At 69.0% G+C, this 22,971-nt stretch carries 21 protein-coding genes; 12 read left to right on the top strand and 9 right to left on the bottom strand.

The window, feature by feature from the left end; all coding sequences use genetic code 11:
• Positions 1 to 89 precede the first annotated feature (89 nt).
• A complete protein-coding gene (locus RAB70_RS01985) occupies positions 90 to 3,275 on the bottom strand; it encodes a filamentous hemagglutinin N-terminal domain-containing protein (protein WP_170268081.1) in 3,186 nt (1,061 codons plus the stop codon).
• A gap of 153 nt (positions 3,276 to 3,428) precedes the next feature.
• Between RAB70_RS01985 and rocF the strand changes: the two genes are divergently transcribed.
• The 4 genes from rocF (at position 3,429) to RAB70_RS01965 (ending at position 5,238) form a co-directional block, all read left to right on the top strand.
• Positions 3,429 to 4,352: an arginase gene (gene rocF, locus RAB70_RS01980; protein ID WP_148827278.1), complete on the top strand. Its 924-nt coding sequence runs from the start codon at positions 3,429 to 3,431 to the stop codon at positions 4,350 to 4,352.
• 142 nt (positions 4,353 to 4,494) lie between these two features.
• On the top strand, positions 4,495 to 4,647 hold the full coding sequence (locus tag RAB70_RS01975; protein WP_017908941.1) for an entericidin A/B family lipoprotein: 153 nt from the start codon (positions 4,495 to 4,497) through the stop codon (positions 4,645 to 4,647).
• A gap of 55 nt (positions 4,648 to 4,702) precedes the next feature.
• Positions 4,703 to 4,837 carry an entericidin A/B family lipoprotein gene (locus RAB70_RS01970; RefSeq protein ID WP_026143575.1) on the top strand — a complete coding sequence of 45 codons (135 nt, stop codon included), beginning with the start codon at positions 4,703 to 4,705 and terminating at the stop codon, positions 4,835 to 4,837.
• A 185-nt stretch (positions 4,838 to 5,022) separates the two neighbouring features.
• Entirely contained in the window at positions 5,023 to 5,238 is a 216-nt protein-coding gene (locus tag RAB70_RS01965; protein ID WP_010341025.1) for a CsbD family protein, read from the top strand.
• A gap of 70 nt (positions 5,239 to 5,308) precedes the next feature.
• Here the strand turns inward: RAB70_RS01965 and RAB70_RS01960 are convergent, their stop codons facing one another.
• Positions 5,309 to 6,259, bottom strand: coding sequence for a hypothetical protein (locus tag RAB70_RS01960; RefSeq protein ID WP_408068849.1), 951 nt, complete (start codon positions 6,257 to 6,259; stop codon positions 5,309 to 5,311).
• Between the two features lie 108 nt (positions 6,260 to 6,367).
• On the opposite strand from RAB70_RS01960, the gene RAB70_RS01955 reads away from it, so the two are divergent.
• The 4 genes from RAB70_RS01955 (at position 6,368) to RAB70_RS01940 (ending at position 10,716) form a co-directional block, all read left to right on the top strand.
• Positions 6,368 to 7,660, top strand: coding sequence for a tryptophan--tRNA ligase (locus tag RAB70_RS01955; RefSeq protein ID WP_148827282.1), 1,293 nt, complete (start codon positions 6,368 to 6,370; stop codon positions 7,658 to 7,660).
• Positions 7,661 to 8,085: 425 nt separating this feature from the next.
• Positions 8,086 to 9,018 carry an MBL fold metallo-hydrolase gene (locus tag RAB70_RS01950; protein ID WP_148827284.1) on the top strand — a complete coding sequence of 311 codons (933 nt, stop codon included), beginning with the start codon at positions 8,086 to 8,088 and terminating at the stop codon, positions 9,016 to 9,018.
• 35 nt (positions 9,019 to 9,053) lie between these two features.
• Positions 9,054 to 9,293: a peptidase gene (locus RAB70_RS21310; RefSeq protein WP_394686960.1), complete on the top strand. Its 240-nt coding sequence runs from the start codon at positions 9,054 to 9,056 to the stop codon at positions 9,291 to 9,293.
• A 451-nt stretch (positions 9,294 to 9,744) separates the two neighbouring features.
• Positions 9,745 to 10,716, top strand: coding sequence for an IS110 family transposase (locus RAB70_RS01940; RefSeq protein WP_148829575.1), 972 nt, complete (start codon positions 9,745 to 9,747; stop codon positions 10,714 to 10,716).
• Positions 10,717 to 10,850: 134 nt separating this feature from the next.
• On the opposite strand, the gene RAB70_RS01935 is transcribed toward RAB70_RS01940, so the two are convergent.
• Both RAB70_RS01935 and RAB70_RS01930 read right to left on the bottom strand, forming a co-directional pair.
• The gene (locus RAB70_RS01935; RefSeq protein WP_148829940.1) at positions 10,851 to 11,438 is read right to left on the bottom strand and encodes a hypothetical protein; all 588 of its coding nucleotides are present in this window, start codon (positions 11,436 to 11,438) and stop codon (positions 10,851 to 10,853) included.
• Positions 11,439 to 11,911: 473 nt separating this feature from the next.
• Complete coding sequence (locus RAB70_RS01930) at positions 11,912 to 12,325, bottom strand: Rap1a/Tai family immunity protein (protein ID WP_148829939.1); 414 nt, start codon at positions 12,323 to 12,325, stop codon at positions 11,912 to 11,914.
• Between the two features lie 122 nt (positions 12,326 to 12,447).
• On the opposite strand from RAB70_RS01930, the gene yedA reads away from it, so the two are divergent.
• Complete coding sequence (gene yedA / locus RAB70_RS01925) at positions 12,448 to 13,344, top strand: drug/metabolite exporter YedA (RefSeq protein WP_148829938.1); 897 nt, start codon at positions 12,448 to 12,450, stop codon at positions 13,342 to 13,344.
• Positions 13,341 to 14,243, top strand: a complete 903-nt coding sequence (gene rarD / locus RAB70_RS01920; protein ID WP_148829937.1) for an EamA family transporter RarD — start codon at positions 13,341 to 13,343, stop codon at positions 14,241 to 14,243. Before yedA ends, rarD begins: the two co-directional genes overlap by 4 nt.
• 78 nt (positions 14,244 to 14,321) lie before the next feature.
• Here rarD and RAB70_RS01915 read toward each other — a convergent pair whose 3' ends face one another.
• The 5 genes from RAB70_RS01915 to RAB70_RS01895 form a co-directional block, all read right to left on the bottom strand.
• Positions 14,322 to 15,464: an alpha/beta fold hydrolase gene (locus tag RAB70_RS01915; protein ID WP_148829936.1), complete on the bottom strand. Its 1,143-nt coding sequence runs from the start codon at positions 15,462 to 15,464 to the stop codon at positions 14,322 to 14,324.
• A 150-nt stretch (positions 15,465 to 15,614) separates the two neighbouring features.
• Positions 15,615 to 16,925 carry an ABC transporter permease gene (locus RAB70_RS01910; RefSeq protein WP_017913664.1) on the bottom strand — a complete coding sequence of 437 codons (1,311 nt, stop codon included), beginning with the start codon at positions 16,923 to 16,925 and terminating at the stop codon, positions 15,615 to 15,617.
• 64 nt (positions 16,926 to 16,989) lie between these two features.
• Positions 16,990 to 18,147, bottom strand: coding sequence for an ABC transporter permease (locus RAB70_RS01905; RefSeq protein ID WP_148829935.1), 1,158 nt, complete (start codon positions 18,145 to 18,147; stop codon positions 16,990 to 16,992).
• A gap of 13 nt (positions 18,148 to 18,160) precedes the next feature.
• On the bottom strand, positions 18,161 to 18,850 hold the full coding sequence (locus RAB70_RS01900; protein ID WP_017908954.1) for an ABC transporter ATP-binding protein: 690 nt from the start codon (positions 18,848 to 18,850) through the stop codon (positions 18,161 to 18,163).
• 900 nt (positions 18,851 to 19,750) lie between these two features.
• Positions 19,751 to 20,998, bottom strand: coding sequence for an efflux RND transporter periplasmic adaptor subunit (locus tag RAB70_RS01895; RefSeq protein ID WP_148829968.1), 1,248 nt, complete (start codon positions 20,996 to 20,998; stop codon positions 19,751 to 19,753).
• A 250-nt stretch (positions 20,999 to 21,248) separates the two neighbouring features.
• On the opposite strand from RAB70_RS01895, the gene RAB70_RS01890 reads away from it, so the two are divergent.
• Positions 21,249 to 22,151, top strand: coding sequence for an ABC transporter ATP-binding protein (locus tag RAB70_RS01890; protein WP_148829969.1), 903 nt, complete (start codon positions 21,249 to 21,251; stop codon positions 22,149 to 22,151).
• Positions 22,148 to 22,933 (top strand): ABC transporter permease, encoded by a 786-nt coding sequence (locus tag RAB70_RS01885; protein WP_148829970.1) that lies wholly within the window; start codon positions 22,148 to 22,150, stop codon positions 22,931 to 22,933. Before RAB70_RS01890 ends, RAB70_RS01885 begins: the two co-directional genes overlap by 4 nt.
• Positions 22,934 to 22,971 lie beyond the last annotated feature (38 nt).

The following is a 22,971-nucleotide window of genomic DNA, read 5'->3' as shown; positions in this document are numbered from 1 at the left end:
ACAACGCCCCGCCGCCGCTGCGGGCAGCGACGGCGGGGCGGTCGATGGATGGCGCGACGGCCAGGCAGGCGCTCGAGTGCGCCTCTACGTCAGTAGGGGGAGCGCCACGTGGTGGAGCTCATCCATGGCGTGTACCACCATCCCCAGTCGTTCCAGGACGGCGCGCGTCTCTGGGTGTCGTCGGTCTGCGCGGCGTTGATGCCGCTGGTCGTGCCGGCGACCTTGTTGAGGGTGCCACGCAATGCCACCTTGCTGCTGTCGGCCAGCAAGTAGGTCAGATCGCCACCGACCTCGACGCCATCGGACTCGGTGACGTCGCCCTGCGAGGCGAGCGTCAGATTGCCCTTGCTGGTCGCGCGCTTGTTCAGTGCGATGCCGCGACCGCCGCCGAGGTAGGCAGCGCCGGCGCTGTCGAGCCGGTCGGCGATCAGGGCGCCGCCATTGGCGCGTAGATCCAGTGCGGCCGCACTGACGTTGCCCAGGGTCGCGTTCTGCATCGCGGTCACCGTCGCCTTGCCACCGGCGATGAGCGAGGGCGTGGTGCGATAGTAGTAGCCGGTGGGCACGGCGGTGACGTTGTGGCCGCCGATCAGCAGATCGCCTCTGGCGTTCAGCGCGCCGGAGAAGGCCACATCGCCTTCGCTGACCAGGCTCAGCTTGCCGCCGGCGGAAATGCCAGCGACGCTGGCGGCGCGCTTGCCGCTGACCGACACGTCGCCGCCGCTGGTGATCTGCCCGGCGCCGACGCTGCCGTCGGCGCCGACCATGTCGACCGATCCGCCGCGGACATTGTTCACGGCGACGTTGCCGTTGGCGTTGATCTTCAATGCGCCGTTGGCCTGCAGCATGGGGAAGGACCACCAGGACGGCGCAGCGTTGGCGATGATGTTCTTGCCGCCCAGCGTCAGGTTGCCGCCAGCGCTCAGGCTGCCGCCGAGGGTGACGTCGCCCTGACTGGTCACGCGCAGGTTGCCGCCGGCATAGCCGTTATCGACCCTGACGGTGGATGCGCCGTTGACCGAGATGTCGCCCGAACTGGTCAGAAGGCCGAGGTTGGCATTGCCGTTGCCGGCATTGATGTCGATCGCCCAGCCCGTGATCGCGTTCAGGCGTACGTCGTTCTCTGCCTCGACGCTGACCTTGCCGCTTGTGGTGATGGAGGACGGCGTCCACCAATAGCGTCCGCTGGTCGAAGCCACGTTGCTGCCGGCGAGGCGAACATCGCGCTGGCCGTGCACCGTTCCCACATCCAGGTCGCCGACGGCGCGCACGTCCAGGATGCCCCCGGCGCTGGCGTCGCTCAGCGTCATTCCCTTCTGGCTGCGCAACCGCAGATCGCCGCTGCTGTATGCGTTGCTGATCGCGGCATCGCCGCTGAGCGCGATGTCGGCAGAGCGGGCGGAGACGCTCAGGTTGTTCAGCGCGTTGGAGCCTTGCGCCAGATCGAAGGAGCCACCGAACAGGCTGGCCGAGGACGCCTGTAGCGACGCCCGCTCGGTGGTCTTGGCCTGTTTCCATGCGATCAGATTGAGGCGGCCCCCCGAAGCGGCGCCGTCCAGGACCACGTTGTCGCCGGTGATGCTGAGCGTGTCGCCGGCTTGCGTGTCGCCGGACAGGCGCAGGTCGTCGCCACGTAGCGTGACGGTGCCGCCGCGGGTGCGCACGCCCTCGGCCTGGAACTGGCTGCTGCCGTACAGCGCGATCCTGCCGCGGTCGGACACGATATCGGCATTCTGGTGCAAGGTGTTCGCATGCAGGTCGACGCCGCGGTAGCCGGATCGCAGTTCGGCGTTCTGATGGATGCTGCCGTTGGTGACGGCCATCATGCCGTTGCCGCTGATCGCGCCATCCAGACGGATATCGCCCCGGTCGGCGCCCAGGCTCAGAAAGCCGACCGACTGCTTGCCGCCGACGACGATATCGCCCTTGCCTGATGTGAACACGGCCAGGGAGCCTTGGCTGGCCGCATTCACGAAGCCGCTGCTGATGCTGCCGTTGCCGTCGTGCAGTCGACCGGCGTCGGCAGCGTCCAGCGCGCGACCGAGCACGATGCCGCGGTCGGCGGCGGTAGTGTCCACCGTCGCGCTAACCAGCGACAGCGATGGCTGCGCGGCCTGGTCGGTGGCCGTCAGCACGTTATCCGCGCGGATCTGCAGGTCGCCGCCGCCCACGCTGGCCGCGCCGAAGCGCACATAGCCGGCGTCGTCGGTTGTCGGGATCGTGGTCAGGCGGATATTGCCGAAGATGTCCGCTTCCAGGTCCGCGCCGTCCTGCACCGCGATGCCCTGGCCCTGTACGTCGATGCCGATCTGGTCGTATGGCGTGCCGTGGGTAGCGATCGTGCCGCCGACGCCGACTTCGCCATTGCCCAGGCTACGCAGTGCAACGGTACCGTTGGCTGCAGTGGCATCGAGCGTGGTCGCTTCGAGTGTGCCGGTGTTGTTGATCACGCTGCGCGCGATCGCGTCGCGCGCCCAGGCGGTGAGCACGACATCGCCATTGCTGGATGCGATGAGGCCGCCGTTCTCGACCAGCGCCTGCAGGCTGCCCTGGCTCAGGGTCGCCTGCAGGTTGGATCCGGAGAACGCCAGTCGAATGCCGTCCGCCGCGGCCAGCACGATGGTGCCGCCGCTGGCGACGATGGTTCCGTCGTTGCGCACCTTGTTCGCGCCGAGCAGGGCGACCGAGTCGCGCGCCTTGATCTGACCGAGGTTGGAGACCTCGCCCTTGCCGGCCTGCGCGAAGTCCAGCTTGTCCGCATCGAAATCGTCGTCCTTGATGTCCAGCGACGAAGCGACCAGGCTACCGACATTCAGGTTCGCGCCCTGGCCGATCAGCACGCCGTTCGGATTGACCACGAAGACGCGCCCGTTGGCATTGAGCGTGCCCAGAATCGTCGTCGGGTCCGCCGACGTGATGCGATTGAGGACGGCGGCGGTGGCGTCCTTCTGCACGAAATTGAGCGTTTCGTCCTTGCCGACGTTCATGTCGCGCCAGTTGATCACCAGCTTGTCGCTTGCTTGATTCACGGTGGTGACGCTCCCGTGCGTGTCGATGGTGGCGGTACCATGGGCGATGACGCCATTGTCCGTCGCATATGCCTGATTGATCAGCATGACGGATGCGGCAAGGGTGGCGTGGCGCAGGATCGGTCTGCTCTTTCTCATGTAGCGACTCCGGTGGATAGAGGCTGCAAGGTAGTGAGCCGATCCGAGAATGCACATGGGCGTAATCTGAAAATCGACGGTGCGTTTGTGCGGCGGCACGCGCGGCATTGGCGCCGATGCAGGTCGCGGCCGCAGCGTCGCGCGTGGTCGCGCACCGTCCACAAGGAAGCAGCGGCGGAACGTCACGCCGCACTGCGGCGGGAGGTGTCCCGGTCGGCTGGTTAGAATGGCCGCCATCTTTTTCCGCGGGAGTCTTGAGCAATGCGCCATACCTATTTGCCGGTGTCCCTGATCGGCGTGCCTACCGACATCGGGGCCGGCCATCGCGGTGCGCGCATGGGGCCGGAGGCACTGCGCATCGCCGGCCTGCACGAGGCGCTGACCAATCGTGGCGTCGAGGTGCGCGACATCGGCAACATCGATGGCCCGCGCAATCCCTGGCAGGCGCCGGTCGACGGCTACCGTCACCTGGACGAGGTGGTGGCCTGGAACCGCGCGCTGATGGAGGCCAGCTACGCCGAGCTGCGCGCCGGGCGCATGCCGATCGTGCTCGGCGGCGACCATTGTCTGGGCATCGGTTCGATCACCGCGGTGGCGCGGTACTGCCGCGAGCAGGGCCGCAAGCTGCGGGTGCTGTGGCTGGACGCGCATTCGGACTTCAATACCAGCGAGGTCACGCCGTCGGGCAACGTGCACGGCATGCCGGTGGCCTGCCTGTGCGGGCTGGGCCCGCAGGCGCTGACCGAGCTCGGCGGCAGCGCGCCGGCGTTGCGCCCGGAGCAGGTGCGGCAGATCGGCATCCGCTCGGTCGACCCGGACGAGAAGCGGCTGATCAAGCAGCATCGTGTGGACGTGTACGACATGCGCTACATCGACGAGATGGGCATGAAGCGGACCATGGAGGCGGCGCTGGACGGGCTCGACGCCGACACCCATCTGCACGTCAGCTTCGACGTGGACTTCCTCGACCCCAGCATCGCCCCGGGTGTCGGCACCACCGTGCCTGGCGGCCCCAACTACCGCGAGGCGCAGCTGGTGATGGAGATGATCGCCGACAGCGGGCGCATGGCCTCGCTGGACATCGTGGAGCTGAATCCGGTGCTGGACCACCGCAACCTGACCGCGGAGCTGGCCGTGGACCTGGTGGAGAGCCTGTTCGGCAAATCGACCCTGATGCGTGACTGAGCGACGCGGGCTTACCCTGAATGGGTCGCCGGTTCATTCACGTGAAATCCACAGTCGTGACGGCAGATTCACCCCCAGACGGTAGCGCGGCGACGCCTATCGCCGCCCACCCCGACCACCTGCGATTGCCGAGGACGACCCGATGAAGCGACTGACCACCCTGTTGATGCTGACCCTGTTTTGCGCTGGTGTGCTGACCGGCTGCAACACCGTTGCCGGCGCCGGCAAGGACATGCAGAAGGCGGGCGAGAAGGTGGAAGACACCGCCAAGGATTGCAGCGCGGGCAAGTGCTGAGTTTCGCGCGGCCTGCGTGCCGCGTCCCATGACCAAGTGAGCAAGGAGTGAACCTATGAAGCGTACGTTTGCGTGGATGCTGCTGGCGATGTTCTCGGTGGGCCTGCTGGCCGGTTGCAACACCGTTGCCGGTGCCGGCAAGGACGTGCAGAAGGCGGGCGAGAAGGTCCAAGACGCCGCCAAGAACTGAGCCTCGTCTCGGTGACCAGAAACGGGTCGGCTTGCCGGCCCGTTTTTTTTGCGCGGCTGCCGACCACCGCGTAACGGTTCACGATGCTCATGCATCGCTGACGCTGCGTTGATCGGTTCGCGACGCAGGCCGCGCAATGCTGCGCGGGCGGCGTACGGCGCCGCTTACACATCACGAGAGATGCCATGAACAAAGACATCATTGCCGGCAAGTGGACCCAGCTCAAGGGCAAGATCAAGGCGCAGTGGGGCGACCTCACCGACGACGACTTCGACGTCGCCGAAGGCAATACCCAGTACCTGGCCGGCAAGCTGCAGGAGCGCTACGGCTGGGCGCGCGATCGCGCCGAGAAGGAAGTGCACGCGTTCCGCGACAGCCTGGGCAAGGAATACCACGACTGAGGCGCACACCGCCGCAGCGTCGTCGACACGGGCCGCATTGCGGCCCGTGCTTTTTGCATGCGCGGGAAGTTCAGCGCTCCGGCGGATCGGGCACGTAGTCGCCGGGAAACGCGCTTGGCGCAACCGCCACGCGCCGCGGCGGCAGGTTCCGCGGCAGCACGCCGCGTGCGATCAGCCGTGCGCGGCTGTCGTAGCGCAGCTCGGTCCGTTGCATCGGCACGTCGCTGGCGCGCTCGAATTCTGTGACGCGCGAAGGCGACCATTCGCGCGCGCCGTGGCCGGTGCCCAGGCGCTGCTGCACGCGGGCAGCGGAGGTGCCTTCGCGCGCATACGCCCGTGCGTCCGCGGACGGTGCCGCCGCGAGGGGCGCGGCCGCACTGCGTTGCGGGACGTCGGCGGCCGCTGCCGGTGCAGGCAGCGCGTCCGGCGCCGGGACGCCGGGCGTTGCCGCGCGCGCGGCTGCGTTGGCAGCTCTCTCTGCGTCGACGCCTGCGTCACCCGGGACGGTATCGGGCCATACCCGCGCTTCGTCGAACACCGCCATGCCGATCACGCCCACGTTGCGCGGGCGCCCGGTGCGTGCCGCATAGCTGTCCTCCAGGTCGGTGAACACGAACTGCGCCACGTCCTCGGACGATTTGCGCCACCCGGCGATCTCGGTTTGTTGCCAAGGCGCCAGCACGTAACCGCGCTGGTCGCTGGCCGCGGTCTGGCCACTGACCGCGTTGACCCCGTCCACCGACAGCACCACCAGCACCCGCGCCCCGGTCAGGTTGGTCAGGCGCAGCGCGTAGCGGTGGCCGGGCGTGGCGGCGATCCAGCGCTCGCCGCGCCAGGCGTGCGCGGGCAGCGGATCCTCGCCGGCATCGCGATCGATCACCTGCAGCTGCACCGCCGGCGCCGAGCTCGGTGGCGACGGCCATGGACGAAAGCCGCACAGCCCGCCGATGCACAGCAGCGCGAAGGCGAGCACGGCGAGGGAACGGGAACGGCGGGGCAGGGACGGAGCAGGAACGTGCATCGCGGCGACTCCAGGACGGGGACGCCGGATTGAACGCACCACGCGCCGGAACGGGGTTGTCGCGCAGCGGGTAAACTCGCCGGGTTTCCCCCTGACCGTCCATTCCGCATGACCACCCGCGTTCTCACCGGCATCACCACCTCCGGCACGCCGCACCTTGGCAACTACGTCGGCGCCATCCGCCCCGCGCTGCAGGCCAGCCGGCGTCCCGGCATCGAGAGCTTCTTCTTCCTGGCCGATCTGCACAGCCTGATCAAGGCGCAGGACCCGGCGCGGACCCAGCGCTCGACCCTGGAGATCGCGGCGACCTGGCTGGCGGCGGGCCTGGATCCGGCGCAGGTGTGGTTCTACCGCCAGTCGGACGTGCCGGAGACCAACGAGCTGACCTGGTTCCTGACCTGCGTCGCCGGCAAGGGCATCCTCAACCGCGCGCATGCCTATAAGGCGGCGGTGGACAAGAACCGCGCCGACGGCGAGGACGACGATGCCGGGGTCACTGCCGGCCTGTTCATGTATCCGGTGCTGATGGCCGCCGACATCCTGCTGTTCAAGGCGCAGCAGGTGCCGGTGGGCCGCGACCAGATCCAGCACATCGAGATGGCGCGCGATTTCGCGCAGCGCTTCAACCACGTCTACGGCCGCGAGCACTTCGTGCTGCCCGACGCGCTGATCGACGAGCAGGTGGCGACGCTGCCCGGGCTGGATGGGCGCAAGATGAGCAAGAGCTACGACAACACCATTCCGCTGTTCGCCCCGCGCGAGGAGCTGAAGAAGCGGGTGTTCGCCATCGTCACCGATTCGCGCGCGCCCGGCGAGCCGAAGGAGACCGAGGGCTCTGCGCTGTTCCAGCTGTACCAGGCCTTCGCCAGCGCCGAGGAGACGGCCGCGTTCGCGCAGGCGTTCGCCGCCGGCATCGGCTGGGGCGAGGCCAAGCAGCAGCTGTTTGAGCGCATCGATGCCGAGATCGCGCCGATGCGCGGGCGCTACGAAGCGCTGATGGCGCGCCCGCAGGACATCGAGGCGATCCTGCGCGACAACGCGCAGCGCCTGCGCGAACGCTATGCGATCCCGTTTCTGGCCGAGTTGCGGCATGCGGTGGGCCTGCGCGATCTGTCGGCGCAGGCCGATGGCGCTACCGAAGCGGCGACGGCCAAGCAGGCGCTGCCGAGCTTCAAGCAGTACCGCGAGGCCGACGGCCAGTTCTACTTCAAGCTGCTCGATGGCGACGGCGTGCTGCTGTTGCAGAGCGGCGGCTTCGCCTCGCCGCGCGATGCCGGGCAGACCATCGCCGCGCTCAAGCAGGCCACACAGGCCGACGCGCTGCAGGCGGCGCCGGTGACCCTGGAGGCACCGGCCGAGACGGTGCTGGCGGCGCTGGCGCGGCTGCGCGAGGCGGGCTGAGCGCTCGCGCGGCGGTCCGTCTTAGGGTCGGCTTCAGCCGCGACAGGCATTCCTAGGAATGCTTGTCGCCTAGGAATGCCTGTCGCGGCTGAAGCGGCTCCGACAGGGCGGCACTCGCCTTGTCGGAGGATTGCATTGTGGGAGGGACTTCAGTCCCGACGACGGAGGGTGTCAGGCGGCGCTCGGCTTCGCTTGTCGCGGCTGCATGACGGTCGACTCCTACAGACAAATGACGCGTCCCATCGCGACATCCGAAGCGCGTGTGTTTGCCGGCCGCATGCAGTCGGGACTGAAGTCCCTCCCACAATGGGCTGTCGGGTCTCCGGCGTTTCCGTTATTCGTCCTCATCCGGCCCTTGCCGCCCGGCACTGGCAGCATCCTCCATACCGCCTAGAATGGAGGTTCGCCCGCCACGCCTTTGCGCCATGCCACGCGATCCCAGCATCCATCTCGTCGATACCGGCTTCCAGCGCGCGCAGTTCGATGCCGCCTACCTGATCGTGGAGAGCGGGCGCGGCGCCTTCGTCGACTGCGGCACCAGCCATGCCGTGCCGTTGCTGCTGGACGCCCTGGCGCACGCCGGTCTGGCGCCGGCCGACGTGGACTGGCTGATCCTCACCCACGTGCACCTGGACCATGCCGGCGGTGCGGGTGCGCTGCTGCAGCACCTGCCGAACGCGCGTCTGCTGGTGCATCCGCGCGGTGCGCCGCACATGACCGATCCGGCGCGGCTGATCGCCGGCGCCACCGCGGTGTACGGCGAGGCGGAGATGGCGCGCAGCTACGGCAGCATCGTGCCGGTACCGGCGGAGCGCGTGGTGGTGGCCGAGGACGGCCATCGCCTGTCGCTGGCCGGGCGAGAGCTGTTGTGCATCGACACCCCCGGGCACGCCCGCCATCACCTGTGCGTGTGGGACGCACGCAGCCGCAGCTGGTTCAGTGGCGACACCTTCGGCCTGTCCTACCGCGAACTGGACAGCACGCGCGGTGCGTTCGCGATTCCGACCTCGTCGCCGGTGCAGTTCGAGCCGGAAGCGATGCAGGCCTCGATCCAGCGCATGCTCGGCTATGCGCCGCAGACGCTGTATCTCACCCACTACGGTCCGGTGGAGGGCGCCGAGACACTGGCGGCGGAACTGCTGGAGCAACTGGAGGCGATGGTGGCGATCGCGCGCGGCTGCGACGGCCGTTCCGACCGCCATCGCTGCCTGGTCGCGGCGCTGACCGCGCTGTATCTGGAGCGGGCGCGGCTGCATGGCTGTCCGCTGGACGATGCCGGTGTGGAGCGTGTGCTGCACATGGACATCGAACTCAATGCGCAGGGCCTGGCCTGCTGGCTGGATCGTCCCGCGCGCTGAACGGCGGCCGGTTTCGCGCACGCGAATGCGTCGCCGTGCTGTCTCCGCACGACGCCATTCTCTACACTGTGCGGCCCGCTTGTTGCCAGGTCGTGACCGTGAACCCGATGCGCATGTTGCTGCTGTCCGCTTCCCTGTTCATGGGAGGTGCGGCACAGGCAGCCAACGATGCGCTGGCCGGCGATGCGGGCGGCGACGCCGATGCCTTGGAGCGGCATGCCTTGCCGGCGAACAGCGATCCGGCCGAGGCCTGTGGTCCGGCGATGCCGGGCTGAGCGACGCCGGTCGAGCGACATACGAGTGCCGTCACAGCACGTTGGCTGCGCAGTGCCGGAGCCGTTGGCCATGGCCGGCGATACGTGCGTTGCGCTGGGGATGCGGTAGAAGGAGATCTTCGCGGGTGGCGCAAGGCCACGCGTAGAAGCGGCTTCAGCCGCGACGGGGCGTGACCGGCAATGCCTGTCGCGGTTGAAGCCGCTCCTTGTATCTGGACATGTCGCCCCTAAACAGGCGTCATGTCTTCCGACTGATCATCGGAGGAGGTGTGGGAGGTCCAGTCGCTCCTAAAGCTTCGAGCTTGCATCGTAGATCGGCTCCGCCCTCCACATGCTGGCCCTTGTGTGTCCGAACGGTATCCAGAGTCCGCCCCCAGGCGTGAACTCGCATCGACAAGGCAGGACTGGGCCCAGCGCCGATCATGACCCTGACACGATGGAGGAATCGCCTATGTCTCCCGTCATCGGCATCGACGTCGCCAAACGCAGTTTCGATGTGGCCATCGAGCTGACCAACGGCAAGCACCGTACCAAGGCCAAGTTGTCCAACGATGCCAAGGGCTTCCAGGCCCTGCAGGCATGGCTGCAGACGCATGCCCAGCCCGATAGCTGGATCGCCATGGAGGCCACCGGCACCTACCACCAGGCGCTGGCCGAGTTCCTCCACGCACGCGGCTATCGGGTGTGCGTGCTCAACCCCGCGCAGACGGCCGCCTACGCACGCAGCCAACTCAGCCGGGTCAAGACCGATCGCAGCGATGCCAAGCTGATCGCCAGTTATGCCCTGCGTCACCGCGAGCAGTTACGCCGTTGGTCCCCTGATCCGCCGGCGCTCAAGCAGCTCAAAGCGCTGGTACGCCGGCGCCAGGATCTGCAACAGATGCTGCAGATGGAGCGCAACCGGCTGGACGTCGCTCCGGCCCAGGTGAAGGACTCGATCCAGGTCCATCTGGCCGATCTGCAACACCACATCGCCCAGATCGAGCAGGCCATCGATGACCATATCGACCAGGATCCGACCTTGCGTGGGCAGCGCGAGCTGCTGGTGAGCATCCAGGGGATTGCCGATACCAGCGCGGCCTTGATGCTGGCCGAGCTTGGCGATGTGAGGCGCTTCGCCGATGCCTCGGCGGTGACCGCCTTCGCCGGCCTCAATCCGTGCCTGCAGGAGTCGGGCGAGCGCAAAGGCCACGTCTGCATCTCGCGCACCGGCTCGCCCCGCTTGCGCGCGGGCCTGTTCATGCCGGCCCTGGTGGCCATGACCCACAACCCGATCATCCGGGCGCTGAAACAGCGGCTGAGCGAACGTGGCAAAACCGGCAAGCAGATCGTGTGCGCCGCCATGCGCAAGCTCCTGCACCTGGCCTACGGGGTTCTCAAATCGGGCACGGCGTTCGATCCGAAAAGGGGCCTTGCCTGCTAGGGGGGAAGACGGTATCTGCGAGAGAACAACGCGTTGTTCGGCAAGGCTGCGAAAAGCGCGCGCTAGAAGCGGCCTGAAGCCGTTTCTACCGTGCCAGGTGCGTGCGGGTGCCGCAGGCGACCATGCCGCACTGCTCAGGCAGTGGTGTCGATCAACCCGCCGACGATGCCCTGATTGAGCAGGTCGCCGGTGACCGTGCCGCTGAGGCTGGGATCGGACTGCAGCAGCGAAGACAGCTGCGGGGTCAGGCCCTGGCTGCTGAAGACGCCGGAGGCGTTGTATAGGCCCGGGGTCGACGGCGGCGCGGTGATGGTGCCGAGCAGGCCCTGGTCGTACGTCTGCGTGGCCTGGTCGAGGGTGGGATACGGCGCGGTGCCGGTCGAGGTTGACGCGCCGGCGGTCGAGGTGGAGGTGCCGGCAGAGGAGGCCGAGGCCGCATCGGTGGGGCCGGCGCTGACGATGCTGTTGAACAGCCCGGCCGCGTTGTAGGTCAGGCCCGTGTCGGCCGGGGTGGTTCCCGCGAGGCCGCCGAGGCTGAAGATCACCGAGGCCTCGCCGGACAATTCCACCGCCTGCTGCACCGCGGCCGGATCGTTGCTGACCACGATCGGGTTGCCGGCTTGAGCCGAACCGCTGGAGGCGCTCGCTGCGGAAAAGCCATAGGGCGACGTGCCATAAGGCGTGACGGTGCCGAGCGGCGACAGTGCGGTATCGATGGCCATGGCAGTGCGCAGCGAGCAGGTGTGTGTGCGTACAGATACGCCCGTGCGGCTGAACCGTCTCTTAGGTTTTTCGGGGGCTGCGGAGCGCCGGAGCGGGCTGCAGTTGCGCTGTCATGGACGTCGGCTGATCGGTGGAAACTTCAGTGGTCAGAACTGCATGGAGCAGCACACTCCTCGCGCGAGGCCGATCTCGTTTCTTCGGCCAGAGCGCGGCGCGGGTCGGCCATGCGCAGTGGCGGCAGCTGACGCGACCTGGTTGAGATCCTTCATCTGCTGCGCGCTGCTGGTCTGGCTGTTGGCGCGCCCACGCGGACCTGCAGCGCCGCGGCCTGGTGATCACGGTGGAGCGCCGGGCGCCGCTGGCGGTGGCTGCGGTGCCAGTGTGGATGCCCGTGCGGCACCCGACGCATCGTCGCGCCAGCGGCTCATCGCTGCCTCGTCGCGCCGACGCGACCTCGAGGCAGTCGGCGCCCTCAGTGCGATGGGCGGCGTGGCTTGGCGGGTTTGCAGGGGTACCGTTTGGCCAGGGCCTGCACGACCAGGTCGCTGGCGCGTTCGTCCAGGCGCGTATCGGGCAGCGCGCCGAGATCGGCGACCAGGGCCTGCACATCCGGTGGACCGGACTGGCCGGCCGGTCGGCACCATCGCGCGCCCTCGCTGCCGGCCGCGATGCCGAGCATGTAGGCAGCCGCCGTGCGCGAGGACACCATGACCCGCAGTTCCTGCGGTTGCTGCGGACCCAGGTCGTCTGCCAGCGAGCCATCCAGCGGGGCTTCCAGCAGCTGATGTCCGTTCAAGTCCCAGGGTCCGGCAGGCGGGCGTGCCGCGCTGTTGCTGCTGAGCGCCGCCAGCAGGGGCAGCGCGAGCCAGGTGCGGTGTGATGTCATCCACGACTCCTTTCTAGACGAGTGGTCTGCACGCCGCGGCGGTGCGGCACGCGCGGATGAAGCGGCTTGCGCACAGACCAGGTGCTCTAGAATAGCGCCCCCGCTGTCTCTGGCGCCGTCCGATGCCTTCTGCTCCTGTCGCCGCTGCGCCTGCGCGCGGCGGCTTCGTCGTTCTCGCCCTGTTCCTGGTCTATGTCGTCTGGGGCTCGACCTATCTGGCGATCCGCTTCGCCCTGGAAGGCGGCGCGCCGCCGTTGAGCGTGGTCTCCGGCACGCGCTTCGTGATCGCCGGCAGCGTGCTGTACGCGGTGCTGCGCTGGCGCGGGGTGCCCGCGCCCACGCGCGCGCAGTGGCGGCCGCTGGCCATGCTCGGTGCGCTGATGCTGGTCTGCGGCAATGGCCTGGTGGTGCTGGCCGAGCGTCAGGTGTCCTCGGGACTGGCGGCGGTGGCGGTGGCCTCGGTGCCGCTGTGGATGGCGCTGTTCGGCACGCTGCGCGGCCACCACGCCAGCCGCGGCGAATGGTTGGGGATCGTGGTCGGCTTCGCCGGCGTGGTGTGGCTCAACGCCGGCAGCAGTCTCAATGCCAGCCCGCTGGGCCTGGTGCTGCTGTTGATCGCGCCGGTCGGCTGGGCGTTCGGCTCGGTGTGGTCGCGCGGGCGCGACCTGCCGATGCCGTTCATGGCCGCCGCCGGGCAGATGCTGTGCGGCGGGGTGATGCTGGTGGCGATCGGCCTGCTCAGCGGCGAACGCCTGCACACCCTGCCGAGTACGCAGGGGATGCTGGCGGTGGCCTACCTGTGCGTGTTCGGCTCGATCGTCGCCTTCACCGCCTACGTGTGGCTGCTGCAGAACGTACGCCCGGCGCTGGCCGGCAGCTATGCCTACGTCAATCCGGTGATCGCGGTGGCGCTGGGCAGTTGGCTCGGCAGCGAACGCTTCAGCGCCAGCGATTTCGGTGCGATGGCGGTGATCCTGGCCGGCGTGGTGGTGATCACCGTGGCGAGGACCCGGCGATGACCGCGGTCGCCGCGCAGGAGGCCCGGCGCGGCCTGTGGATCACCGCGGCGACCTTCGCGCTGTGGGGCGTGGTGCCGGTGTACTGGCACCTGCTGCAGGCGGTGCCGTCGCCGCACATCATCGCCCACCGCATCGTCTGGAGCACGCTGCTGGTGGTGGCCTGGCTGGTGTACAGCGCACGCCTGCAGTGGTGGCGGCGCATCGCCGCGCAGCCGCGCGCGCTGGCCACGCTGGCGCTGAGCAGCCTGGCGATCGCCTTCAACTGGGGCCTGTACATCTGGGCGGTCAATGCCGGCCATGTGATCGAGACCAGCCTGGGCTACTTCATCAATCCGCTGGTCAACGTGCTGCTCGGGGTGCTGGTGCTGCGCGAGCGGCTGCGTCCGCTGCAGTGGCTGGCGGTGGCCTGCGCCGCGCTCGGCGTGGCCTGGCTGACCGTCGACGCCGGCACGCTGCCATGGATCGCGCTGGGCCTGGCCGGCTCGTTCGGGCTGTACGGCATGTTGCGCAAGCTGGTGCAGGTGGATGCGGTGGCCGGGCTGGGGGTGGAGAGCCTGTACCTGTTCCTGCCGGCGCTGGGCTTCGTGCTGTGGGGCGAGGCCGGCCACGGCGGCGGCTTCGTCGGCGGCTGGGGCTGGCGCAACGACCTGCTGCTGGCATTCGGCGGCGTGGTCACCGCGGTGCCGCTGATCGGTTTCGCCTACGGCGTGCGGCGCATCCCGCTGTCGCTGGTGGGGCTGCTGCAGTACATCGCGCCGAGCCTGCAGCTGCTGCTGGGCGTGTGGTTCTTCCGCGAGCCGTTCGACGCGGGCAAGGCGATCGGCTTTGCCGCGATCTGGATCGGGTTGCTGTTGTTCGCCGGAGAGAGCTTGTGGCGGCGAGCGGGGATTAGGGATTAGGGATTGGGGATTCGCAAGAGCAGAAGCAGCGCAGCCCGCTGTTACGAATCCCCAATCCCGACTCCCGACTCCCCCGGCTTAGCCGCGGCTACCGCTCGCGGCCGGCCCACCGGTCAGCTGCAGCTCGGGGTCCGCGCGCGGCGGCAGCGGCTGTGGGCAGCGGCCGCCATGGCTCGGCGACTGCAGGTCGGCGAACCAATCCTCCACGGTCGGCGCCAGCAGATCCAGCCGCATCGGCAGGCTCAGGTGGTTCTCGCCGGGCATCTCCAGGTAGTGCGCGTGCGGGGCGTCCAGCGCCAGCAGGCGGCCGTGCGCCACCGGGATGTGCTGGTCGGCGCTGCCGTGCAGCAGCAGCACGCAGGCCGGTGCGGCGCGCGCGGCGGCGGTGACGTCGACCTGGTCCAGGTTCAGCGCCAGGCGCTGGTTGGCGTTGGCGATCACCGCATCCAGGTTCTGCCCGCCGTAGCGCCAGCGCGCCAGGTCCATCGCCGCGCTGGCCATCCAGCCGCGCGGGCGGCTGGCGAGCATGTGCGGGATCATGTCGCGGATGCCGCGGCCGGCGTTGGCGAAGGATTCCATCGCGACCACGCCGTCGACCTGGTCGCCGAGCTTCTGCGCGGCGAACAGCGCGGTGGCCGCGCCGTAGGACACGCCGAACAGGTACACCGGGCCCTGCACCTCGCCGCTGGCGCGCAGGGCGCGGATCACCGCGACCACGTCGTCGGACTCGCGGGTGCCGTAGCCGGCCGGGCCGCCGCCGGAGCGGCCGTGGTTGCGCAGGTCGATGCTGATGCTGCGGTAGCCGGCCTGGGCCAGGTCCAGCGACCACGGCAGCAGCGAGTCGCCGTCCATCATCCAGCCGTGCAGCAGCACCACGGTGCCGCGCGGGGCCATGTGCGAGGCGGGCGCCGGGGTGGCCACGTCCATGGCGAAATCGGCGTGCTCGTGGCCGCTGGCATCGCGGCCGGCGTGCTCGTAGCGGTAGCGCATGTGGTAGTCGCCCGGGTCGATGGCGCGCCAGAAGATCGGGATGCCGCCGGGCACCACCACGTGGCCGCTGCGGTTGGGCAGGGTCGCCAGCAGGCTCTGGATGCGCTCCTCGTCCATCAACGGCGACACGCCGCCCGGCGCGACCAGGCGGTCGCTGAGCGAGGTGGAAGAGCAGGCGCTCAGCCACAGGCTGGCGCAGAGGACGAGCAGCAGGCGCAGGCGCGAGGACATGGGCGTGGCGGCGTGGAACCAAATGGCCGCGCAGGCTAGCGCCTCGGCGGCGGCCGTTCTACCGCGTTTCGATGACGGAACGATGACGCGTCAGCCGCCATTGGGCCGGGCCGGGACAGCGGTCCCGGCCCGGCGCGTTCAGTCCTGGCGCTACAGCGCGCGCAGGGCGGTGGTGATCGGCAGCCGCGCCGCGCGCAGCGCCGGGAATAGGCCGCCGACCAGGCCGATGCCCAGCGCCCACTTCAGCCCGGTCCACAGCAGCGGCGGGGACACCTTGAACTGGAATACCACCTGGCTGAAGTTGCTGCCCAGGGTGGAGACGCTGTAGCCGTTGAAGATCGCCCAGGCGATCAGCCCGCCCAGCACGCCGCCGAGCAGCGCCAGCAGCATGGTCTCCAGCATCACCGCCACCACCACCGGCAGCCCGCGGAAGCCCAGTGCGCGCATCGTGGCGATCTCGCGGGCACGGGTGGCGACCGCCGCGTACATGGTGTTGAGCGCGCCGAACACCGCGCCGATCGCCATGATGGTGCCGATGAAGGTGCCCAGGATCTCCAGGACCTTGCTGAGGTTGCCGCCCTGCTTGCGGTAGTACTCGCGGGTGGTGAACACGTCCAGCTTCAGCCGCGGGTCGGCGTCCATCGCCGCCTTGAACTGGCGGAAGCCGTCCTGGCCCTGGGTGCGCACGCTGATCGACTGGTAGGCGCTGCGGTTGTAGGTGGTGGCCAGGGTCTGGGTGTCGGTCCACAGCTCCGAGTCGTGCGCGTCGCCGCTGGCGAACACGCCGACCACGGTCCAGGCCTGGTTGCCCAGGGTCAGGGTCTGGCCGAGCTGCAGGCCGCGGAACTGCGATTGCGCGCCCTTGCCGACCACGATCTCGCGCAGGCCCGGTTGGAAGCGACGGCCCTGCAGGAGCTTGACCTTGTCGTGCACCGCCCAGCCCTGCTCGCCGACGCCGCGGAACTGCGCGTTGACGTCGGTGCCGTCGGACTTGGACTGCAGGTTCACCACCTGCGACAACTCCGGCGAGACCAACGGGCGGTTGTCGGCGCCGCGCGCCACGCCGGCCAGGCTGGCGATCAAGGGCACCTGGTCGCGGGTGATGACCGAGTTGGTCTCGGCCTGCGAGCCGCCGCGCAGGACGATGGCGGTGGTGTCGTCGCCGGTGCTGTCCAGAGTGGCCTGGAAACCTTGGCCCATCGCCAGCATCGCCACCAGCACGCCGACCACGCCGGCGATGCCGACCACGATCACCGAACTGGCGCCCCAGCGCTGCGGCAGGCTGGCGATGCCGATGCGCGCGGCGGCCAGCGACAGCCGGCCGCTGCGGGTGACCAGCAGCAGCACGGCGAGCACCGCCACCAGCGCCAGCACCAGGAACCAGGGCAGGGCGATCCAGATTCCCAGGCCGAGCGCCAGCGCCGCGATCGCCAGGACGTTCCATAACCATTGCATCTTCATTGCGTTGTTCCTCGGGTCTGCGTCGCCGTCCGTGGCATCGCTGTGCTGGAGAGAAGGGGCGGGCTCAGCGCCCGGCCAGGGCGTCGACGATCTTCAGCCGCTGCGCGCGCAGCGCCGGCAGCAGGCCGACCACCACGCCGATGACCAGCATCAGCGCCGTGCCGATCAGCCAGGTCTGCAGCGGCACCGCGTGCACCGGCAGTGCGCCGCGGCTGGCGCTGGCCAGCACCGGGATCGCCGCCGCCGCCAGCGCCATGCCGAGCAGGCCGCCGAGCACGATCAGCAGCACCGACTCGACGATCACCAGGGTCAGCACGGTGCGGTCCTGGAAGCCCAGGGTCTTGAGCGTGGCCAGTTCCGGAATGCGTTCGCGCACGGCCTGCGCCATGGTGTTGCCGGTCAGCAGCACCAGGGTGAAGAACACCGCGCCCATGATCGAGGTGACGATCAGGCCGATGTCGGCGAACTGCTTGACGAAGGCCTGCTGGAATGCCGACTCGGTCTGCGACTTGGTCTCGTGGTCGGAGTTGGCCGACAGCGCATCGATCGCCTGCGCCACGCGCGAGGCGTGCTCGGGGTTGTCCAGCCGCACCGTGTACCAGCTGACCCGGCCCTTGATGTAGTCGTTGCTCTCGTCGAAGTATTTCCAGTTCATCATCAACTGGTTCTCCGCCTGCACGTTGGCGCGGTCCTTGGCGCGGAAGATCGCCTTCAGTTCCAGCGGCCAGTCGTTGCTGCCGCCGCGCGGGAAGATGGTGGCCTGCAGCGGGATCACGTCGCCGACCTTCCAGCCGTTCTTCTTCGCCAGCGCCTCGCCCACCGCCGCACCGGTGCGGGTGTCGCGGAACGCCTTGAGCTGCTCCGGCGGCATCTCGTACTCGCTGTACACGTCGAAGAAGTTCGGCGCCACCGAGAAGTTGGGGAAGAAATCCTTGGGATCCTTGTAGATGCCGCCGAACCACATCGCATAGGTCACGTCGCGCACGCCCGGCACGCTGCGGATCTGCGCTTCCAGGCGCACCGGCAGCGACTGGGTGATCGACAGGCGCGAGGCCACGACCAGGCGGTTGACGCCTTCCACCGAGCCGCCGGCGGTGAACGCGACGCGCACCGAGTCGAGCAGTCCGAACAGCAGGAACGCGACGATCACCGAGAACAGGGTCAGCACTGTCCGCGTCTTGCTGCGGAACAGTTGCGCCCAGATCAACGAAAAATACTTCATGGCATCGCCTCGCTCAGTGCGCGGCCGGCGCGTCGGCCAGCTCGCCCTTGTCCAGGTGCACGGTGTGGGTGGCGTACTCGGCGGCCTTGGGATCGTGGGTGACCATGACGATGGTCTTGCCGTGGCTGCGGTTGAGTTCCTGCAGCAGGCCCAGCACGTCCTCGGCCGAACGCCGGTCGAGGTCGCCGGTGGGTTCGTCGCAGATCAGGAAGGTGGGGTCGGAGACGATGGCGCGGGCGATGGCCACGCGCTGCTGCTGGCCACCGGACAGTTCGCTGGGCTTGTGGTTGCGGCGCTCGGCCAGGCCGACCAGGGTCAGCGCGATCTCGGCATTGCGCTTGCGCTGGGCGGCGCTGAGCGAGGTCAGTAGCAGCGGCAGTTCGACGTTCTTCTGCGCGGTGAGCATCGGCATCAGGTTGTAGAACTGGAACACGAAGCCGACGTGGTGGCTGCGCCAGGTGGCGAGCTGCCCGCCGCTCATGCGGTCGATGCGCTGGCCTTCGATCTCGATCTCGCCGCCGCTGGGCGAATCCAGCCCGCCGATCAGGTTGAGCAGGGTGGTCTTGCCGGAGCCGGACGGACCCATCAGGGCGACGAAGTCGCCGCGGGCGATATCCAGGTCGATGCCGTGCAGGACCTGGACTTTCTCGGGGCCGCGCTGGTAGGTCTTGGTGACGTTGCGCAGGGTGACGAGGGTGGACATGGTGGTGTTCCTGGCGGTGGACGAGGTGGAGGCGATGCGATCGCCGGTGGGCGAGGGGTTTACGGTTGCGGTTGCGGTTGCAGCTGCAAGTGCAGTTGTTGCTGTTGCTTCTGCCGTTGCTGTTGTTCTTGCTTTTGACTTGCCGGGTTCCCTTCCGAAGCGGCGGCCAGCGCGGGGAAAAACCCCGAAGGGGCGGCGTACATGGATGTACGCCGTCCGCGGCAGGGGCAGGATGCCCCTTCCGCGGATCCCCGGGCTGGACGCGGACCCGGAGCGCGTTAGCGCGGAGGGCGCGTAGGCAGGGTGTGCTTTCTTTTGGTTACTTTTCTTTGCACAAGCAAAGAAAAGTAACTCGCCGCAAGGCGAAAGCTTTGCTCTTGCTCTTGCTGCTACGGTGACGACCGCTGGATTGTAGGAGCGGCTTCAGCCGCGACAGCCATGGACCAATTACGTTTGTCGCGGCTAACGCCGCTCCTACAGTTTTTCTCATCGGACACAAAAGCTTGGAGCAAAGGCTTTCGCCCTTTCGGGCGAGTTACTTTTCTTTGCTCGCGCAAAGAAAAGGTAACCAAAAGAAAGCGCGCCCTGCCTCGCGCCCTCCGCGCTACGCGCTCCGGGTCCGCGGATGGACCGGGGATTCGCGGAAGGGGCATCCTGCCCCTGCCGCGAACGGCGCACATCCATGTGCGCCGCCCTTCGGGTTTTTCCCCGGTCCATCCGCCGCTGCGGAAGGGAACCCTGTAGAGCAAAAGCAACCGCAACAGCGGTAAAGCAACAGCAACAGCAACAACTGGAGCTTGATCGATTCGGCTGCGGCAGGCGCAGCTGAAACTGACCTACATCGGACAGCTGCGACGTCGAGGCGCTGGTGCAGTGCGCAGCGCGTGCTTGTTTGTTGCGCTACTGCGCAGCGGCCTCCGCCGTCTTCACCTGCATGCCAGCATGCAAGGCCTCTGGCGGATCCAGCACCACCGTGTCGCCGGCGGACAGGCCGGACAGTACCTGGCGGTCGTCGCCCAGGGCGATGCCGGTCTTCAGCGCGCGCTGCTCGACCGTGTTGTCCTCCTTGACCGCGAACGCCACATCCTGGCCGGCGCGCTTGACGATCGCCGCGCCCGGCACTCGCACGCCCTGCGGCGTGTGCTGCGCCTGCGGCTGCGGCGCCTCCAGGAAACTGACCCGCACGCCCATCTCCGGCACGATCCGCGCGTCCTTCTGCTTCAGTGCCACGCGCACCTTCACCGTCGCCTTGCCGCGGTCGGCGGAGGGAATGATCGCGATCACCTCGGCCGGGATCTTCCAGTCCGGATACGCGTTGAGCGTGGCCTCCACCGGCATGCCCGGCTTGACCCGGCCGATGTAGGACTCGCCCACCTCGACCTCGATCTCCAGCGAATCCATGTCGACGATGGTGCCGATGCCGGTGCGGGTGAAGCCGCCGCCGGCCGACAGCGGCGAGACGATCTCGCCCGGCTGCGCCGCCTTGGCGGTGACCACGCCGGAGAACGGCGCACGCACGATGGTGTTGTCGACGTTGAGGTCGGAGATCGACAGCTGGTTGCCGGCCACAGACACATTGCGTTGCGCGTTCTGCAACTGCGCACGCAGGGCATCGCGCTGCGCCACGGCCTGCTCGTACTGCGAGCGCGAGACCAGTTGCTGGCCGGCCAGGGTCTGCAGCCGCTGCGCGTCGGCATCGGCCTGGCGCACCTGCGCCTGCATGTTGGCGACCAGGCTGCGCGCCGCCTCCAGCTGCGAGGCCGACAGCACCCGTTGCGCGTTGGCGTCGATCGGATCCAGCGTCGCCATCACCTGGCCTTCCTCCACGCGCATGCCTTCCTCGATGCGCACCTCGCGGACCTTGCCGGTGATCTTGGCCGAGACCGTGGCCATGCGCCGCGCCACCACATAGCCGCTGGCGTCCAGCACCGAGGCGCTGCTGCTGCCGGGGGCGATCGCCACCACCGCGGCGGTGCGCACCTCCAGCGGCTTGCTGCGGCCGAACAGCCACCAGCCGCCGGCGCCCAGGGCGAGCAGCACCACCAGCAGCACCACGGCGATCCACAGCCCGCGCCGCGACGGCGGCTCGCTCGGCGGCGCCTTGCGGTCGATACGGAGTTCCTTGAGCAGGTCGGAGGAAGTACTCATCGTGTCCTTGAACGAAACGGTCGGCGCGCTGCAGTGTGCGAGCCACCGGCCGCTGTGGGCATGGCCGGAAGTCACTTTCTGCGATGCGCTGTAGCGGGAGAACGCCGCCCCTCGGCGTGGATCGCAGCATGCGGCAATCGTGCGGGGGCTGCCAGTGACAGATGTCATCCACTGCAGCTGACGCGCCGCACTGGGCGGCGACTCCGCCGCGGCGCAGCCTAGGCACTCCCTGCCACCACCGGAGTGTCCCATGCCCGATCACGATGCGTTGCCGCTGGCGCAGCTCAGCGGCGTCCACAAGCGCTACGGGACGCTGGTCGCGCTCGACGGCGTCGACCTGCAGCTGCGGCCCGGCCAGTTGCTGGCGTTGCTGGGCGCCAACGGCGCCGGCAAGAGCACCGCGGTGAGCCTGCTGCTCGGGCTGCAGACGCCCGACGCCGGCAGCGTGCGCCTGTGCGGGCAGGATCCGCGGGCGCTGGCGGCACGCCGCCAGGCCGGGGCGATGCTGCAGACCGCCGGGCTGCCGGACACCCTGCGCGTGGGCGAACTGCTGCTGCAGGCGCGCGGCTACTACCCGCAGCCGCGCAGCGTCGCCGATTGCGTGGCGCTGGCCGGGTTGGACGGGTTGATGGCACGCCGCTACGGCCAACTGTCCGGCGGCCAGCAGCGCCGCGTGCAATTCGCGATGGCGATCTGCGGGCGGCCGCGGGTGCTGTTCCTCGACGAGCCCAGCACCGGCCTGGACATCGAGGCGCGGCAGGGCCTGTGGCGGGCGATCCGCGAACTGGTCGCAGACGGCTGCGCGGTGCTGCTGACCACGCACTATCTGGAAGAGGCCGAGGCGCTGGCCGACCGGGTGGCGGTGCTGCAGCGCGGCACGCTGATCGCCGAGGGCAGCGTCGCCGAGCTGCGTGCGCGCTTCGAACAATGCACCATCCGCTGCCGCAGCGCGCTGCCGGCGGCGCAGGTGGCGCAGTGGCCGCAGGTGCGCCACGCCGAGAGCCGCGACGGTGTGCTGGAGGTGGTCGCCGAGCCGGTCGAGCCGGTGGTGGCGCGGCTGCTCGCCGGCGATCCGGCGCTGACGGCGCTGGAAGTGCGCCGTGCCGGCCTCGCCGACGCCTTTCTCGCCATCACCCGTGCGGAGGCCGCATGAATCCGATCGATCTGTCCGTTGCTTCCCCGGCGGCTGTCTGGTCGTTGCGCGACCAGAGCGCGCTGCTGCTGCGCGAGATCCGCTACGAGGTGCTGCGCTGGCTGCGCACGCCGTCGTTCGCCTTGCCCACGCTGCTGTTCCCGCCGTTGTTCTACCTGCTGTTCGGGGTGCTGCTCAATCATGGGCGCCACGACGCGGCGGTGTACCTGATGGCCAGCTACAGCGTGTTCGGGGTGATGGCGTCGGCCCTGTTCGGGTTCGGCGTCGGCCTGGCCCTGGACCGCGAGCGCGGCCTGCTCGCGCTGAAGCGGGCGATGCCGGTGCCGCCGCTGGCCCTGCTGCTGGCGCGCACCGCGCTGGCGATGGCCTTTGCGCTGGCGATCGGCGTCTTGCTGCAGGCGCTGGCCGCGCTGCTCGGCGGGGTGATGCTGACGCCGGCGCAGCGGATCGGGTTGCTGCTGGTCGACGTGCTGGGCACGCTGCCGTTCTGCGCGATCGGGCTGGCGCTGGGCGCCTACGCCGGCGGCAGCGGTGCGCCGGCGCTGGTCAACCTGATCTACCTGCCGATGGCGTTCCTGTCGGGGCTGTGGATCCCGCTGCAGCTGCTGCCGGCGTGGCTGACCACGCTGGCGCCGCTGTGGCCGTCCTATCACCTGGGCCAGATGGCGCTGCGCGTGGTCGGGCAGGGCGACGGCCACGGCAGTGCCGGCCATGTCATCGCGCTGCTGGCGGTGACGGTGGTGTTCTACGCACTGGCGCAGCGGCGCCTGCGTCGCGGCTGATGGTGCGCCGTGCCGATCCCGGCGTCGCCGCGCGGTTT

The organism is Xanthomonas sontii (genome assembly GCF_040529055.1).
Taxonomy (GTDB): Bacteria; Pseudomonadota; Gammaproteobacteria; order Xanthomonadales; family Xanthomonadaceae; genus Xanthomonas_A; species Xanthomonas_A sontii.
Note: the sequence above shows the minus strand (reverse complement) of the source record. Positions and strands in the feature narration are given on the sequence as shown.

Bases quoted from the DNA above. Each gene is read 5' to 3' on its own strand.
- RAB70_RS01985 (WP_170268081.1), bottom strand. From the start codon at position 3,275: ATGCCGCGCGTGCCGCCGCACAAACGCACCGTCGATTTTCAGATTACG.
- rocF (WP_148827278.1), top strand. From the start codon at position 3,429: ATGCGCCATACCTATTTGCCGGTGTCCCTGATCGGCGTGCCTACCGAC.
- RAB70_RS01975 (WP_017908941.1), top strand. From the start codon at position 4,495: ATGAAGCGACTGACCACCCTGTTGATGCTGACCCTGTTTTGCGCTGGT.
- RAB70_RS01970 (WP_026143575.1), top strand. From the start codon at position 4,703: ATGAAGCGTACGTTTGCGTGGATGCTGCTGGCGATGTTCTCGGTGGGC.
- RAB70_RS01965 (WP_010341025.1), top strand. From the start codon at position 5,023: ATGAACAAAGACATCATTGCCGGCAAGTGGACCCAGCTCAAGGGCAAG.
- RAB70_RS01960 (WP_408068849.1), bottom strand. From the start codon at position 6,259: ATGCACGTTCCTGCTCCGTCCCTGCCCCGCCGTTCCCGTTCCCTCGCC.
- RAB70_RS01955 (WP_148827282.1), top strand. From the start codon at position 6,368: ATGACCACCCGCGTTCTCACCGGCATCACCACCTCCGGCACGCCGCAC.
- RAB70_RS01950 (WP_148827284.1), top strand. From the start codon at position 8,086: ATGCCACGCGATCCCAGCATCCATCTCGTCGATACCGGCTTCCAGCGC.
- RAB70_RS01940 (WP_148829575.1), top strand. From the start codon at position 9,745: ATGTCTCCCGTCATCGGCATCGACGTCGCCAAACGCAGTTTCGATGTG.
- RAB70_RS01935 (WP_148829940.1), bottom strand. From the start codon at position 11,438: ATGGCCATCGATACCGCACTGTCGCCGCTCGGCACCGTCACGCCTTAT.
- RAB70_RS01930 (WP_148829939.1), bottom strand. From the start codon at position 12,325: ATGACATCACACCGCACCTGGCTCGCGCTGCCCCTGCTGGCGGCGCTC.
- yedA (WP_148829938.1), top strand. From the start codon at position 12,448: ATGCCTTCTGCTCCTGTCGCCGCTGCGCCTGCGCGCGGCGGCTTCGTC.
- rarD (WP_148829937.1), top strand. From the start codon at position 13,341: ATGACCGCGGTCGCCGCGCAGGAGGCCCGGCGCGGCCTGTGGATCACC.
- RAB70_RS01915 (WP_148829936.1), bottom strand. From the start codon at position 15,464: ATGTCCTCGCGCCTGCGCCTGCTGCTCGTCCTCTGCGCCAGCCTGTGG.
- RAB70_RS01910 (WP_017913664.1), bottom strand. From the start codon at position 16,925: ATGAAGATGCAATGGTTATGGAACGTCCTGGCGATCGCGGCGCTGGCG.
- RAB70_RS01905 (WP_148829935.1), bottom strand. From the start codon at position 18,147: ATGAAGTATTTTTCGTTGATCTGGGCGCAACTGTTCCGCAGCAAGACG.
- RAB70_RS01900 (WP_017908954.1), bottom strand. From the start codon at position 18,850: ATGTCCACCCTCGTCACCCTGCGCAACGTCACCAAGACCTACCAGCGC.
- RAB70_RS01895 (WP_148829968.1), bottom strand. From the start codon at position 20,998: ATGAGTACTTCCTCCGACCTGCTCAAGGAACTCCGTATCGACCGCAAG.
- RAB70_RS01890 (WP_148829969.1), top strand. From the start codon at position 21,249: ATGCCCGATCACGATGCGTTGCCGCTGGCGCAGCTCAGCGGCGTCCAC.
- RAB70_RS01885 (WP_148829970.1), top strand. From the start codon at position 22,148: ATGAATCCGATCGATCTGTCCGTTGCTTCCCCGGCGGCTGTCTGGTCG.